The sequence below is a fragment of the Synergistaceae bacterium genome, from assembly GCA_031267575.1.
Classification (GTDB): domain Bacteria; phylum Synergistota; class Synergistia; order Synergistales; family Aminobacteriaceae; genus JAIRYN01.
Window position 1 is genome coordinate 1 of record JAIRYN010000058.1, and the last position, 14,047, is coordinate 14,047.

At 50.2% G+C, this 14,047-nt stretch carries 17 protein-coding genes; 12 read left to right on the forward strand and 5 right to left on the reverse strand.

The features are described 5' to 3' along the window. Positions 1 to 227 (reverse strand): hypothetical protein (locus tag LBJ36_09785; GenBank protein MDR1379323.1); only part of this gene is annotated, 227 nt, incomplete at its 3' end. Positions 228 to 614: 387 nt separating this feature from the next. Continuing rightward, positions 615 to 740: a DUF3781 domain-containing protein gene (locus LBJ36_09790; GenBank protein MDR1379324.1), complete on the reverse strand. Its 126-nt coding sequence runs from the start codon at positions 738 to 740 to the stop codon at positions 615 to 617. A 102-nt stretch (positions 741 to 842) separates the two neighbouring features. Here LBJ36_09790 and LBJ36_09795 point away from each other — a divergent pair, with 102 nt between their 5' ends. Then, positions 843 to 1,076 (forward strand): hypothetical protein, encoded by a 234-nt coding sequence (locus LBJ36_09795; protein ID MDR1379325.1) that lies wholly within the window; start codon positions 843 to 845, stop codon positions 1,074 to 1,076. Between the two features lie 502 nt (positions 1,077 to 1,578). Here LBJ36_09795 and LBJ36_09800 read toward each other — a convergent pair. Continuing rightward, a complete protein-coding gene (locus LBJ36_09800; protein MDR1379326.1) occupies positions 1,579 to 2,838 on the reverse strand; it encodes a DUF2157 domain-containing protein in 1,260 nt (419 codons plus the stop codon). A gap of 658 nt (positions 2,839 to 3,496) precedes the next feature. Between LBJ36_09800 and LBJ36_09805 the strand changes: the two genes are divergently transcribed. Further along, entirely contained in the window at positions 3,497 to 3,655 is a 159-nt protein-coding gene (locus tag LBJ36_09805) for a hypothetical protein (GenBank protein ID MDR1379327.1), read from the forward strand. Here LBJ36_09805 and LBJ36_09810 read toward each other — a convergent pair whose 3' ends face one another. Further along, entirely contained in the window at positions 3,656 to 4,309 is a 654-nt protein-coding gene (locus tag LBJ36_09810; protein ID MDR1379328.1) for a PAS domain-containing protein, read from the reverse strand. It lies immediately after the preceding gene. Between the two features lie 381 nt (positions 4,310 to 4,690). Between LBJ36_09810 and LBJ36_09815 the strand changes: the two genes are divergently transcribed. From LBJ36_09815 to LBJ36_09860, 10 genes are all read left to right on the forward strand, one after another. After that, positions 4,691 to 5,902 carry an amidohydrolase gene (locus LBJ36_09815; protein ID MDR1379329.1) on the forward strand — a complete coding sequence of 404 codons (1,212 nt, stop codon included), beginning with the start codon at positions 4,691 to 4,693 and terminating at the stop codon, positions 5,900 to 5,902. A 1-nt stretch (position 5,903) separates the two neighbouring features. Next, entirely contained in the window at positions 5,904 to 6,977 is a 1,074-nt protein-coding gene (locus LBJ36_09820) for an MFS transporter (protein MDR1379330.1), read from the forward strand. After that, entirely contained in the window at positions 6,974 to 7,126 is a 153-nt protein-coding gene (locus LBJ36_09825) for a hypothetical protein (GenBank protein MDR1379331.1), read from the forward strand. The genes LBJ36_09820 and LBJ36_09825 overlap by 4 nt, the downstream gene beginning before the upstream one ends. Positions 7,127 to 7,155: 29 nt before the next feature. Continuing rightward, positions 7,156 to 8,073, forward strand: a complete 918-nt coding sequence (locus LBJ36_09830) for a phosphate butyryltransferase (GenBank protein ID MDR1379332.1) — start codon at positions 7,156 to 7,158, stop codon at positions 8,071 to 8,073. 227 nt (positions 8,074 to 8,300) lie between these two features. Next, positions 8,301 to 9,512 (forward strand): hypothetical protein, encoded by a 1,212-nt coding sequence (locus tag LBJ36_09835; protein ID MDR1379333.1) that lies wholly within the window; start codon positions 8,301 to 8,303, stop codon positions 9,510 to 9,512. Further along, positions 9,512 to 9,730 carry a 4Fe-4S binding protein gene (locus LBJ36_09840; protein MDR1379334.1) on the forward strand — a complete coding sequence of 73 codons (219 nt, stop codon included), beginning with the start codon at positions 9,512 to 9,514 and terminating at the stop codon, positions 9,728 to 9,730. Before LBJ36_09835 ends, LBJ36_09840 begins: the two co-directional genes overlap by 1 nt. 36 nt (positions 9,731 to 9,766) lie before the next feature. Then, positions 9,767 to 10,846 (forward strand): 3-methyl-2-oxobutanoate dehydrogenase subunit VorB, encoded by a 1,080-nt coding sequence (gene vorB / locus LBJ36_09845; protein ID MDR1379335.1) that lies wholly within the window; start codon positions 9,767 to 9,769, stop codon positions 10,844 to 10,846. A gap of 22 nt (positions 10,847 to 10,868) precedes the next feature. Next, a complete protein-coding gene (locus LBJ36_09850) occupies positions 10,869 to 11,621 on the forward strand; it encodes a 2-oxoglutarate oxidoreductase (GenBank protein MDR1379336.1) in 753 nt (250 codons plus the stop codon). 12 nt (positions 11,622 to 11,633) lie between these two features. Beyond that, positions 11,634 to 12,215, forward strand: a complete 582-nt coding sequence (locus LBJ36_09855; GenBank protein ID MDR1379337.1) for a 2-oxoacid:acceptor oxidoreductase family protein — start codon at positions 11,634 to 11,636, stop codon at positions 12,213 to 12,215. A gap of 86 nt (positions 12,216 to 12,301) precedes the next feature. Next, positions 12,302 to 13,021 (forward strand): hypothetical protein, encoded by a 720-nt coding sequence (locus tag LBJ36_09860; GenBank protein MDR1379338.1) that lies wholly within the window; start codon positions 12,302 to 12,304, stop codon positions 13,019 to 13,021. Between the two features lie 219 nt (positions 13,022 to 13,240). Here LBJ36_09860 and LBJ36_09865 read toward each other — a convergent pair whose 3' ends face one another. Further along, complete coding sequence (locus LBJ36_09865) at positions 13,241 to 14,038, reverse strand: ATP-binding cassette domain-containing protein (GenBank protein ID MDR1379339.1); 798 nt, start codon at positions 14,036 to 14,038, stop codon at positions 13,241 to 13,243. Between the last annotated feature and the right edge of the window lie 9 nt (positions 14,039 to 14,047).

A 14,047-nucleotide genomic window follows, 5' to 3' on the forward strand; every position in this document is an offset into this window, starting at 1 on the left:
ACATAAAGCAGCCCGAAAGCCCAGTTAACCAAAATAGAAAGCATCATGACGAACACAAAAAGAGGCTCGCCCCACGCGTAAAAGAAAAGGCTCGTCAAAAGCAAAACCGTATTGCGAAATGTTCGCCCTTTATGAGGTGAGTTGAAGAACAGGAAAAACGGGTTATAGTAAAGAAACAGCAGTCCGGGTAAAAACAGAAAAAGAAACACCGTGGAGGAGAAAACCAAAGGTCATCGCCTCCTTTCGTTGTCGTAGGCACATTTATCCTCGACCGTTTTGAAAGCGAGCATGAAAGCGAGCATCAAGAAAGACTTTTTATTTCTTAAATTAAAAAAGGGAAAACTGAAAGAAGGAGAGTAAAAAAGTTTTGAAAGAAAAGTAAAAACTAGCCTCTGGGCCTCTGGGCCTCTGGGCCTCTGGGCCTCTGGGCCTCTGGGCCTCTGGGCCTCTGGGCCTCTGGGCCATTATTGAGTTTTTGACGTGTTTGTCAAGATCTTTGTACACAATTCTCAAACTCCCCAGTTTGAATTTTAGGTATTTCCCCTAGGTAAAAATCTTAAACGGACTCCGCTTATTTTGCAACCCTCAATTTATTTTGCAACCCTCGATGGAGGTCAAAATATAAAACGCCGTTTCGGGATGGGCGAATGACTGCTTGCATTGATGGTCAGAACAAACCCTTCGCCGTAAATATACCAATTCTTGCCCTTGTGGATGATAGAATCCCTTGATAGTCTCATTGCATCTATTGTGTTAGCTTATGTTAGCTTTTACTTATTTATCATAACATACGTTATCATATATTGCAAGACATTTTTAGAAGAATAATATCATGGGAAACGATGCCTTTCGAGAAGGCCCGCGGCGGAACCCCACTGGGATTCGGGACTGCGACCGCGCCCAACAAGACCGAGACGCCTTTGTCCTTGGACATGATGAAGGCCATCGAATCTGAGAACGAGTCGGTTTTCGACCGAGAAACGACGGCGGATTTAACCGAGCGGACGGCGGAACTACTGTCTGTCTTTGATCGGGAGCTGAAGTACGAGGTCCTAGAAGAGGCGGGCATGGTGTAGCTTTAGGTGATCGACGCTTGTGATGGCCGGGTGTTGCGCAAGGTCCCGGCGGACGAGGTGATCAAGTTCATTCAGACCATGCAAGTTCATTCAGGCCATGAAGGAAAAACTTGATAATCGAGTGGACATGTGAACATAGGGAAAGGTTTAGTAAAAGTTGAGAGACGCGCGACTGTGCGCCTCCTAAACTCTTACGATAAAGCGATTCTCATCCAACGACTTCAGCCGTTGGATGAGAATCGCAACACCGTCGTTAGCGGCGTTTGTTTTGTATTTGGTTTCTTGCCATATGTCTACTTTCATGTTAAACTCCTTTTATGGCTTATTAACGCGAGATGCGGGGCGGAACACGACCGGGATATTAATGCGGCTGTAAATATTCTCAGAGTGAGGGCATCCACTCTTAAAGGAGAAGACGTAAGACCGGTTTCAGTCGGCTGTCTTTGTCGAATTTAGAATCCCACAACTTTAGTCGTGGAAGTATGTCAACGAAGCGAGAAACTTAAAGACCGTGCGCATCGCCGCCGCTCCTTTCCGTACTTTCCGAATCGGCCTCGGGCTTCTTTCCACTTCTTTTTCTTTTCCTGTTCCACCGGTGGCAGGCAAACGCGGTCAGAAGCAGCAAAACCCCACCCAGCGTGAAGAACAAAGACTTCGAGATGAAGTTGTAGAACATATCGAAATACCACCGCGCCAGAATCACGCAAAACAGAAACACCGAAAACGCTATGTTTCTTCGTTGCTGGGCGATGCGCCAAAGGAGGTACGCGCCCAGCGCGGCACTCGCCAGTACCTGACGGAAGAGGAACCTCTGAGAGTCATCAGAGTAGTCGTGATTCCACCCCGCCCACACAACCCGGAGCGTCAGGGCGAACCCGGCCAGCCCCACACACAACAGCCCTTGCAAGTCGAGATCCGAGGCGTCCAGTATCCACGCCGAAAGAGAAATCAGGGTCCCAATGACCAGAATGCCCACCACGTAAGGCAGGAAGCTTTCACGCGTCGAATTAATGATGCAGAGCCATGTGAACCAGTCGAGGATGAAGAAATTGCTCAGGAAAATTTTTCGAGTACTTCCGCCCGCGAACACCGTTCTGAGCATCGACCTCGGCGCGGAATCGGAGTCCCGTTCCATGCGCCAGGACCACCACGCTGCTGTGACGAGCAGGATCAGCAACAAAGGTGCCTGGTAGGGCATGATGAGCGTGGCAAGGCCGTGGAAATTACCGGAACGCCAAAAGGGGGAATCGATGTACAGCATGTTCATGTAAACGAGTCCAACGCTCTCGTACAGGGTGTAGATCGCGACGCTACGCGCCAACAAAAACGTCGGCAGGTAAATCAGGAGCCACGTCGCCAGAAGATCAATGAGGCTTCTCTGAAGGTGAAATATCTGAGAAATCAAGGCGAGCCCGCCCAAAAGCAGAAATCCCGACAGGAGTAGGAACGTGTCGGACATGACGCCCCAGCCCCGTTTTGCGCAGAAGTACGCGCCCAAGACGCTCACTGTGTAAGAACCCACAATCAGGGCGATTTTCACTTCGTTCGGCAGGGTTTTCCAGTTTGCCGCGATGAAACTAAGGACGCCGAGGCCGATCATCGTGACCCCAAGCGCCAGAATAGCGGTTAGGAAAGAGCCTGGAACGTCGTAGCTCCTCATGATCTCGTCTCTTTGGGTCTCAGAGATCAGGTTCTGATCAACCCACGACCGGGATTCATCCGTCAGGAAGCGCCATCGCATACGCGATATCTTGCGATCCAAAAAAAAACCTCCTTCAAGTCAATATTAGTCAATATTATTGACACACTCCCACGATTAAAGTTGTGGGATTCTAAGATCGACAAAGACAGCCGACTGAAACCGGTCTTACGTCTTCTCCTTTAAGAGTGGATGCCCCAACTCTGAGAATATTTACAGCCACATTGATATCCCGATTGATATCCTGATTGATATCCCGGTCGCGTTCCGCCTCGCATCTCGCGTTGATAAGCCATAAAAGGAGTTTAACATGAAAGTAGACATATGGCAAGAAACCAAATACAAAACAAACGCCGCCGTTGGCGGCGTTGCGATTCTCATCCAATTTCATTCAACAGTTGAAGCCGTTGGCTTTCTCATCGCTTTATCGTAAAATATATTATAATAATCATAAGCGTTCAAGGGGGGTACTAAAGGTGGGTACTACTAGATAAAAATGGATCAAAGTAATAAAGTAGCGTAATAAAAGAGAATATTTCATTTGCAAAATACTAAAACCTCTTCTAATAGGAATTGAAAAAATTAGCTTATTCGAACATCTTTTTAAACCTAACGCCGGGCAGCTAGGTTAGGCCTAAACAATCGTACTATCTACTCCATAATTTTTGATCGGGGTGTTTGAAATTAGGGAAAAGTCTATATCTGGAACGCAAAAACGGGAATAAGCAGTGACATGACAGTTATGGCTCTATTGAACCTTGGGACGAAGCAGAAAAAATTAGAAAAAGTATTGAAAAACCTGCAAAATGTACCACTTTACCTCAATGAATTTATGTCAGTAACACAAAAGACCATTATAGTACCGGCTAGACCCGTATAACTATACCTGTTTTTCATTTTTTTCGGCCCGCAACTCATTGAGGTAGTTGTAGACTGTGTAACGAGAAATTGCCAAGTAACGAGCGATAGTTTGCACACTTTTTTGTATTTTGAGGATACCTTGTTTTTCCAAGTAAGCAATCACTTCGAGCCGCTCTTTTTTGTTCATCAAGCGCACAGGCTTACGTACGATTTTTATGGCTTTCCTGACAGCGTGCTCGATATGCTGAGAGTAAGGAAGCTCTTCGTCTATATCTCTATCGCTTTGCATGGACAAAAACTCGTCCAAGGAATGTTTGAACGCTTCCAAATATGTGTAGTCATAATTGATGCAAAAGGCGATATTACGTCCACCTATACGAGCGCTGATCGTCGACGCCTTGACCAGCTTATTCCCTTTGGTTTCACTTTCATTTCGGTTGATGTAATACCCATCGGCGCTGTTGCGTATTCGTTCGAGAGCCTGAGGGATAAGCGGATCGCCTACCTTTCGCCCGGTGACGTGGCCGTTGAAAATAGCCAAAATAGTGGATTCTGGGTGATCCAAGTCGGATATGACAACCTCGCAGTTGCTCCCGAAGGTTTCGGCCACAAGGCTCGCTAATTTTTCCAAGAAGTCAACAAATTCATCTTCCACGTGATTTTTCACATCCATACAGCGCGCCCCTCCAATCAATATAGTCTAATAGGATTATGGTCTAATAGGATATTGACATTTTTATCATTAATCGCTACTATTTCTCTCATCATTGACATTTTGTTTTAAAATTTTTAGTTTACACTTTTTGTCAAATAATGTATGACAAAAAGTATGACAGAATTGTTCTCATTTTTAAAGGGGGGTGTGGACAATATAGGTGTTTTGCCTCATGCTGTCTTCATTCAATTTCATTCAAGTAAATGACTACTCCTATATCCAAATCTAAGGGATTATGATTTTATTTTCACTTTAGCTTTACTTTAGCTTCACTTTAGCTTCATGGAAGGGATGGATGATCGATGGAGATGATGGAGATGCGGAAACAGGATAAAAACCATGGATAGCAAGTATATCGAGCAAATTAAAACCGCGGCCGCCGGAATGGCGGAAGATTTGACCGCGCTGCGGCGACACCTGCACATGCACCCGGAAATTTCGTGGCAAGAGGTGGAAACGAGCCGCTTTATCGCCTCGAAGCTGGAGAAAATCGGATTGAACTCCCAGATTGGATTGGGGGGGAAACCCGTGGGGGTTCTCGCTGACTTATACTGCGGCGGGGAAAGCCCATGCCTGGCTTTGCGCGCGGATATCGACGCGCTGGGATTCGGCGAAGAGAACGACATGGACTACAAGTCCCTCAATCCTGGAGCTATGCACGCCTGCGGGCACGATGGCCATATCGCCATGCTGCTGGGAGCGGCGAAAGTTTTATATTCCATAAAAGACCGTCTTTCTGGACGAATCCGGTTTATCTTTCAGCCCGCCGAGGAATTTGGCGCGGGGTCGGGCGCCCAAGTGATGGTGAGGGAGGGCGTGCTGGAAGGAGTGGACGCCATCGCTGGGATGCACCTGTGGTCCCACGTTCCATCGGGGAGAGTTCAATGGCGTTGCGGCCCCGTGATGGGGACTGCCGACACATGGGAGGTTTGTTTTCGGGGCAAAGGAGGTCATGGGGCTTTGCCTCACCAGGCCATCGACCCGACCGTCATCGCGGCTCACTTTATCCTGGCGATTCAGAATATCGTCAGCCGGGAAACTGACCCCCTCCAAACTTGCGTCATCAGTACGGGCAAGCTCCACTCTGGAAATGTCGTCAACGTCATTCCAGAGACGGCGGAGTTGTGCGGCAACATCCGCGCCCTTGTTCCTGAAGTCCGCGCTCACGCTGAAGAAGCCTTCCTGCGCATGGCGAAGAACGTAGCCGAAACCTACCGAGGTTCCGCCGAGACGAAATACGTTTCCGTCTATCCTCACCCTGTGAACAACGATGCCGCGTTGACGGAACTTTTTCGAGAAATCGCCGTGCGGGTCGTCGGTCAGGAGAACGTGGAAGAGTCCCCGATACGGATGACCTCTGAAGATTTCAGTTTCTATCAGACCGTGATCCCTGGGGTGTTCTTCTTTTTGGGCTCAGGAGACCCCGAAAAGGGAACGACCGCTCCGCATCACTCTTCTCGTTTCAACGTGGACGATAGTGTTTTGCCCACGGGCGTCAGCTTATTGGCCTGTTTTGCCGTCGCCGCGCTGGAAAAATTGGCGAAAGCCTAGCGTGAATCGCCGGCAGTTCAGGATGAAACACCTCAATCGTTGGGTATACGCTGTCGTAGGCGTTTGTGTCTTGCTGTTCGCTGGCCTGATTTACGCTTGGAGCGTCTTTTCCGTTCCGATAGAGAGCGAATTTTCCACTTGGTCGAAGGCCCAGCTCTCTATGACGTTTACCGTCGCGATGATCTTTTTCTGTCTGGGTGGCCTTTTGGGCGGGGCTCTCGTTGGAACGGCCAAAATCAGCGTCAAGATCAACGTTGTCGCGTCGGGAATATTGTTTTTGGCGGGCTTTTGGCTTACAGCTCGGACCCAAGCTACCTGGCAACTCTACACCGGTTTCGGGGTTATGATAGGATTGGCCTCCGGACTGGCCTACAACGCGGTGATGGGGACCATGTCGAAGTGGTTCCTAGATAGACGGGGGCTGATCTCCGGAATTTTATTCATGGGGTTCGGGCTTAGCAGTCTTCTGATGGGTAAAATCTTTCAGATATATACCGCCGCTGCTCCAGACGCGTGGCGAGTTTCTTTCAAATCTTTGGGCGCGCTTCTTTTTGTGCTCATAGCGGGTAGTAGCGTCTTTTTTGAAAACGCCCCCGAAGATGTTATCGAGGCGGGGAAAAGCGCGGCGCGCGAACGGGAAAATACGGGTTTGCCTCCGGAGCGGATATTGAGGCATTCCTCTTTTTGGCATGCTTATTGCTGGTCCATATTGGCTGGGGCTGGCGGGCTTGTTCTCGTGTCGCAGGCCAGCGGGGTCGTCATGGAGGTAAAACCCCTGACTGAAAGCGGCGTCGTGACTCTCGTGGGCTTGATTTCCGTTTTTAATGGAGTGGGAAGAGTCGTGTTCGGTCTTTTATATGACGCGAAGGGATACCGTTTTACAATGGCGCTCGATGTCTTGCTTTTGTTGGTTGCCGCGGGCTCGTTGTTTGGAGCGATAATCATCGGACGATTTTTCTTGGTGCCGCTGGGTTTTATTCTTGGCGGGCTTGCTTTTGGCGGCGTGCCTACCTGTGTGTCGGCGCTCACCGGTGATTTTTACGGGATGCAATATTGCTCATTTGCACGAATTTGATCTTCGCGTCATTCGGCAGCGCCATTGCCGGGAGGTTGTACGATCTCAGCGGTTCTTACGCGAGCGCGATGCTCATGGCGGGAGGCGTCGGTATCGCAAGCGGACTCTGCCTGTTGGGAATACACCGCCCCAACACAATGGCGGATTAGCGGATCATATCGGAAAGTGGGGTTGTGAAATGATTTTACGCAGTTTTGATGAACTGATTGAAAAAACAAAGGGGTTCTCCAGCCCCCGAAGGGTGGTCGTGGTCGCCTCCGCCGCCGAGCACGCTTTAAAAGCCGTGTTGCGCGCGCAAAAAGATGGCCTTGTAAAACCCGTTCTAGTGGGTGATAAGGCAAAAACTCTGGAAATTCTTTCACATTTGGGCGCGGTTGCACCCGACCAGGATACTTACCAGGATATTTACGACGTTCCCGACGACGACGAAGCAGCGCGAAAGGCCGTGAGTCTCATCCGGGAGGGCAAGGGCGACTTCCTCATGAAGGGCAAATTGGAGACGGCCCAAATGCTCAAACCGGTTGTCAACAAAGAAACCGGTCTTGGAACGGGCGGGCTGATGTCGAATTTTGTGATCTTCCAGGCGCCTCGCTATCACAAACTTCTCGTCGTTACGGATGGCGGCATGGTGACGTATCCCACTTTAGAGCAGAAGAAAGCGATCATCAAAAACACCGTCGAGACGTTGAAGGCTCTGGGATATGAAAATCCCAAGATAGGCGTTTTGGCGGCCGTGGAGAAACTCAATCCCAAGATGCCGGAAACCGTGGACGCCGACGCGCTCCGCCGCATGAACGCTGAGGGTGAAATAAAAGACTGTATCGTGGAGGGACCCATTTCGCTGGATTTGGCCCTTGATCCCGAAGCCGCCGTGATCAAGGGTTACAAAAGCCCTGTCGCGGGAGACGCGGACGTCCTTATCGTCCCTAACATCCATACGGGAAATGCTCTAGGCAAGAGTATCCTCCTGTTCGGCGGCGGTCGGATGGCGAATTTCATCGTTGGGGCGAAAGTGCCCATTGTTTTGGCGTCAAGGGCCTCGTCCGTGGAAGAAAAGTATTTATCGCTGATGGTCGCGGCGACAGTGTCACCTTGATAGTTGCGGCGACGGTGTCACATTGATAGTTGCGGCGATGGTGTCACCTTAATGGTCGCGGCGACGGTGTCACCTTGATGGTTGCGGCGACGGTGTCACCTTGTAAGTCCAAAGCTTGAAGGGAGATGGGTGAGAAATAGTGATTTTTGAAACAGTAATTTTTGAAATGTGGACGGGTACGAGCGTGTTGTTTTGCGGTTATTTTCTAAAATTCAGGAGGTAAGAATATGAATCCGACTCAGGCTTTGACAGTGATGTTGATTGTTTTCGCGCTTGGCGAAGTGGTGGCTGAAAAAACAAAAGCTATTCTATCGGCCACGCTGGTTATCGCCTTTACGCTTCTTATGGGCTTTTGGGCCAAACTGCCAAGCGGTTCTTTCGTTTTTCCTCACGAGTTGTTCACCATTTCCACTATCGGACCTACGGCGGGCGTGTTGATTGGAATCCTCATCACATCCCTGGGAACACTGATGGACGCTCAAGAGTTGATGCGACAATGGAAAACCGTTTTGATTGGGGGCATCTCTGTCGTGATTGCGACAGGGGCTATTTTGATCGTCGGCTCTTTCATTTTCGGGCGAAATCTGGCTTTTGCGGGAGCTCCTATTTTTGCAGGGGCCAACGTCGCGAGCTTGATCATGCTTGATGCCGTCAAACAGAAAATCATCGAGCCGGAGATTGTTCAAAGCCTTTCCTCGTTTATCCTGCTCGTGTTGGTTTTTCAGAACTTCGTGGGGATTCCAGTTTCCTCGTTCCTGCTCAGAAAAGAAGCCAAGCGATTTGTCAAGGACACAGAAAGCATGAACCTTTACCTGCAAAATGAGATTCCGTTGCAGGGTACCGCCGCTCCGAAAAAAAATCTACTGCAATTTCCCGCTTCCTTCAACAGGCCTATCGTCATTCTCGCCAAACTGGCCATTGTGACTTGCATCGCCCAATATTTGGCTGGGCTGACCAATGGAAATGTCCATTTCTTTGTGGTGTGTTTGTTGGCGGGTATTTTCTTCACGGAACTGGGTTTTTTGGAGAAGCAGGCTCTGAGCAAATCGGGCTCAGGTACGCTGATCATGTTCGCCACGACGATGGTCATCTTTGCCAACCTCACTCAAACCACGCCTGAGCTTCTCATGAGCCTCATTTTCCCTCTGGTGGTCTGCCTGGCTGTGGGAACTCTCGCTACGGTCGTTTTCGGCGCCATTGTCGGCAAGGCTCTGGGCGTGAGCCCTCTTCTGGCTATCCCCATCGGGCTGACCTGCACTTTCGGTTTTCCAACAACTTTGTTTATTTCTCAGGAGGTTGCGGCGGCTATCGGCAGTACTCCTGAAGAGAAGAAGGCCATCGAAAATTATATCCTGCCGAAAATGATCACAGGGGGCTTCGTGACGGTCACTATCGCTTCTGTTCTTGTCGCGGGGTTTGTCGGCAATAATTTACTGTAATGCCGCTAGGAAAAATGGCGCGGGTCGAAATACGAGCGGAAAGCTGCAAAAGCTGCGGATATTGCGTAAAGTTTTGCCCCAAAGAAGTTTTGATTATTGGGAAGCAAGTCAACTCGAAAGGATACGAATATGTGGAGGTCCAGAATGGGGATTCTTGCGTCGCGTGTACAATGTGCGCGGCGATGTGCCCTGACGCCGCAATCGAAATATACAAGTAATTGAGGTAATTGAAGTAATTGAAAAGGAGAAGAAAAATGGCAAGGGTATTTATGAAGGGCTGCGAAGCCATCGCGGAGGCGGCTGTCCGTGCCGGGTGCCGTTTTTTCGCGGGGTATCCCATCACGCCCCAAAATGAAATTCCGGAATACTTGGCGAGAAGAATGCCGGAAGTGCATGGAGTCTTTATTCAGGGCGAAAGCGAAGTCGCCTCCATCAGCATGGTCTATGGAGCCGCGTCCGCGGGAACTCGGTCCATGACGTCCTCCTCCAGCCCAGGGATATCCTTGAAAAGCGAGGGTATTTCTTATTGTGCCGCGGCGCGCGTTCCGATCGTGTACGCGAATATTTGCAGGGGCGGACCAGGCGTTGGCTCGATTCAGCCGGCGCAGATGGATTATTTGCAGGCGACAAAAGCCTCCGGCAACGGAGGCTTCGAGATGATGGTCTTCGCGCCCTCCTCGGTGCAGGAGGCGGTGGACATGACCTATAAAGCCTTCGACTACGCGGATCGCGACAGAAACCCCGTTCTTGTGCTTTGTGACGGTTTGATCGGCACCCTGATGGAGCCGGTCGAGTTGCCCGATATAAAAACAGACCAGGAGGTCGCGGATATCAAGGAATCTAAAAGGCCGTGGGCGTGCGTAGGGCACAAACTGGACTACGCGAACCGTTCGTGGATTCAACCAGGGCATTGGTCCACTATCGCTATGCAACAGTTCAATGAGAGGGCGGCGGCCATGTACGACTCATGGGAAAATGACGTTCAGGCAGAGGAGTCTGGACTGGAGGACGCCGAAGTCGTACTTACCGCCTATGGCGCGTCTGGCCGCGTCGCCAAGTCGGTGGCCGAGCTCCTGAAGACGCGGGGGGAAAAAGTCGGCTTGATACGCCCGCAAACGATACACCCCTTTCCCTTCGCTTCTTTCGAGAAACTCGATTACGGAAGGGTAAAAGCGGTGCTCGACGTGGAAATGTCCATACCGGCGCTGATGGTGCAAGATGTGGACCGGGCCGTGAAAAATCGCTGTCCTATCCATACCTGTCTTTGTTCCGGCGGCAACATTATGAAAAAAGGCCAAGTCCTGGAAGCAGCCGCGAAAATCTTAGAACTATAGGGGATAATAGGAGACAGTCGATATGGAAAAAATTTATTCGAGGACTCAGGGAATCCGCGATGGTATGGTAAGCGGTTTTTGTCCGGGATGTATGCACGGCACGGCGATGAAATTGATCGGGGAACTCCTGGAAGAGATGGATCTTTTTCACAGGGCGGTCGCTGTATTGGGTATCGGCTGCGGCGGGCTCCACATGGACTATATGGCTTTCGACAATATCACCGCCCCCCATGGCCGAGCTTGCGCGGTGGCGACGGGCATCAAACGCTCGAATCCAGAGTCTCTCGTGTTCACCTACCAAGGCGATGGGGATTTTGCCGCCATCGGTCTCGCGGAGTCTATTTCCGCGGCGAACCGCGGCGAAAACATCAGCGTTGTTTTTGTCAACAACGGGATTTACGGCATGACGGGCGGACAGATGGCGCCTACCACGCTTCTGGGAATGAAAGCTTCTACCGCTCCGAAGGGACGCGTCGCGGAAGAGCACGGTTACCCGATGCACATGTGCGAAATATTGAACCAGCTCGAAGCCCCTGTATATTTGGAGCGCACGAGCTGCAACACTCCGCAAAATGTTTTCAAGACAAAAAATGCCATCCGTAAGGCGTTTCGGAATCAACTAGAGGGCAGGGGTTTTTCGATGGTCGAAATCGTCACAAGTTGTCCTACGAACTGGGGAATGGACGCTTTGGCCGCTCTGGGGTACATCGAGGAAAAAATGCTACCGGAATTTCCACTCGGCGTTACCCGCGATAAAATTCCAGGTCAGCAGTAGGAGGGGATAAGCATGGAGACCAATTTGCTCGTGGCCGGATTTGGCGGACAGGGCATCATGATGTTGGGAAAACTGCTTTCCCACGCGGCGTGCGACTCCACGCGAAAGAATGTCACGTTTTTTCCCTCTTACGGCGCGGAACAGCGGGGCGGTACCGCCAACTGTTACGTCGTGATCTCCGACGAGCCGATAGGGGTCCCGGTGGGAGACGTGATGGATGACCTCATCGTCATGAACGGCCCTTCGCTCGATCGATTCATCGGCGTATTGAAAACGGGAGGCAGGCTCTTCATCAATAGTTCCATTGTGAAAGAGAAAATTATGAAAGAGAAAATCGCCCGTGAAGACGTGGCTGTCATCAAAGCGCCGGTGACGGAACTGGCTCTTGCAATGGGCTCGCCCAAGGTTTTGAACGTTATCATGTTGGGGGTTTACATCGGCTACACCGGTATTCTGGACGAGAAGATCATGGAGGAGACTCTTCTTCAGCAGCTGGGCAAAAAACAGGATCTGATTTCACTCAACAAAGAAGCCTTCCATAAGGGCCTAGAGAGTGGAAAAAAACAGCGGCGACATCAATTAGGCGACATTTAAGGCGACATCTAATGAAAGAAATATGATTAAAAGAATATGATTGAAAAAATATGATTGAAAGAATATGATTCGAGGTCGATGAAATCGTGACGCAAATCCAGAATTTCCCAAATTTGACAGACGCCTGCAAAAATTTTGTCTTCATCGGCGAAGCGGGCAGCGGGAAAAGCGAGATTTCTCTCAACTTCGCAAAACGCCTTGCGGAACTGGGCAATTATCCCGTGCATTTTTTCGACATGGACATGGTCAAGCCTCTGTTTCGTTCGCGGGATGCCAGAAAAGCGGTTGAAAAAGAAAACGAAAGGAAAAACATCGTGTTCCACTATCAGGAGCAGTTCATGGACGCTCCCACGTTGGTGGGAGGAGTCGTTGCCTCGCTGAAAGACAGAGATCGGTATGTCGTCATGGATGTTGGTGGAGATTATATTGGGGCGCGCGCCATAGGAGGGTTCGCGCCCTACATTGATAACGACGATACGAGGGTTTATTATGTTCTGAACGTGTTCAGGCCGTGGTCCTGGGACATCGAGCACATTGACGCGACGCTTGGGAAAATCCTCGGCGTCTCTCATATTCGCGCCGTGAAATTGCGTATGGTCAACAACCCCAACAACGGTTACACGACAACGAAGGAGGAGTTTCTCTCTGGATGCCGGCGAATGTCCAACATCGTTTCCCCCTACGCTGTCATCGATTTCGCGTGTGTGCACGAGGAACTGTACGTTCAGGTGAAAGATGAACTAAAAAATGAACTGGACGTTCCCGTTCTGCCTATTCACCTCTACCTACCTGATCTTTGGAACTGACGCGGGATTCCGAACTCTCTTCGGATACGGTAAGGCGTTTTTTCACGAAAATATAAGCTCTCCACGCCAGAGGGTTCAGCCTTGCGCAGATAGTCGGAGAAGTTATCGAAGCTCTGTGTCATTTCGGCTGAATGACGGTCAGCGCGCAAGTTCACCAGCTCGAAACTTCAGATTTGAGGAACCTGTCGGATATAAAAATACTAAATCAGCCTTTCCAAATCAGTCTCTCCAAATCAGTCTCTCCAATAGTAATTCCGCTTCATTGCTGTTGGGCAATGCCGACGCCGATAGGGTTTCTTCAATTCTACCTTCTGTTAAAATGGCTATAAAATCCGCCAGTTTACGGGCTTGAGACAGGCTGTGGGATATCATGATTATGGAATATCGACCTTTGAAAGAGAGGATAAGTTCTTCTATTCGAGACGCGGCAGCGCGGTCCAGAGAAGCTGTGGGTTCGTCCAAAAGCAATATTTCGGGTTTCAAAGCGAGGGCGCGAGCCAGGCAAAGCCTCTGCTGCTGACCTCCAGAAAGCGCCTGAGCTGGGCGGTCAAGGCGGTCGCGGACTTCATTCCACAATCCTACTTCGTTCAAGACGCGACTCATGGCTTCCTCGGCCTCGTCTTTTCCAAGTTCCGCGACCAACGTCAACGGCAGTATGATATTTTTGCGGATGCTCAGAGGCAAGGGATTGGGGGCTTGAAAAACCATTCCCACAAGACGCCGCAATTGATCGAGCGGCATTGCGCTTTCTCTATTTTTTGCATGAACCGACCGGATATTTCCGTTCAGAACGACTGATACTTCTCCCTGCCCGCTGTAGTTTTCGAAATGTTCGTTCAGTCTGTTAAGTGAGCGAAGCAAAGTAGTTTTTCCCGATCCCGACCGCCCAAGAAGGGCACTCACTTGCTTGAATGGAAAATCCACGTTAACGCCATGTAGTACCTCGTGCTCGCCGAACGACACGACTAGGTTGCGGACGGACACGCAGTATTTCCGATGCTCATTATCCCTCTCCATCGTAAAAAG

Excerpts from the sequence above, each read along its gene's own strand:
- LBJ36_09855 (MDR1379337.1), top strand. The coding sequence starts at position 11,634 with ATGGAGACCAATTTGCTCGTGGCCGGATTTGGCGGACAGGGCATCATG.
- LBJ36_09790 (MDR1379324.1), bottom strand. The coding sequence starts at position 740 with ATGAGACTATCAAGGGATTCTATCATCCACAAGGGCAAGAATTGGTAT.
- LBJ36_09815 (MDR1379329.1), top strand. The coding sequence starts at position 4,691 with ATGGATAGCAAGTATATCGAGCAAATTAAAACCGCGGCCGCCGGAATG.
- LBJ36_09850 (MDR1379336.1), top strand. The coding sequence starts at position 10,869 with ATGGAAAAAATTTATTCGAGGACTCAGGGAATCCGCGATGGTATGGTA.
- LBJ36_09810 (MDR1379328.1), bottom strand. The coding sequence starts at position 4,309 with ATGGATGTGAAAAATCACGTGGAAGATGAATTTGTTGACTTCTTGGAA.
- LBJ36_09840 (MDR1379334.1), top strand. The coding sequence starts at position 9,512 with ATGCCGCTAGGAAAAATGGCGCGGGTCGAAATACGAGCGGAAAGCTGC.
- LBJ36_09835 (MDR1379333.1), top strand. The coding sequence starts at position 8,301 with ATGAATCCGACTCAGGCTTTGACAGTGATGTTGATTGTTTTCGCGCTT.
- vorB (MDR1379335.1), top strand. The coding sequence starts at position 9,767 with ATGGCAAGGGTATTTATGAAGGGCTGCGAAGCCATCGCGGAGGCGGCT.
- LBJ36_09795 (MDR1379325.1), top strand. The coding sequence starts at position 843 with ATGCCTTTCGAGAAGGCCCGCGGCGGAACCCCACTGGGATTCGGGACT.
- LBJ36_09830 (MDR1379332.1), top strand. The coding sequence starts at position 7,156 with ATGATTTTACGCAGTTTTGATGAACTGATTGAAAAAACAAAGGGGTTC.
- LBJ36_09865 (MDR1379339.1), bottom strand. The coding sequence starts at position 14,038 with ATGGAGAGGGATAATGAGCATCGGAAATACTGCGTGTCCGTCCGCAAC.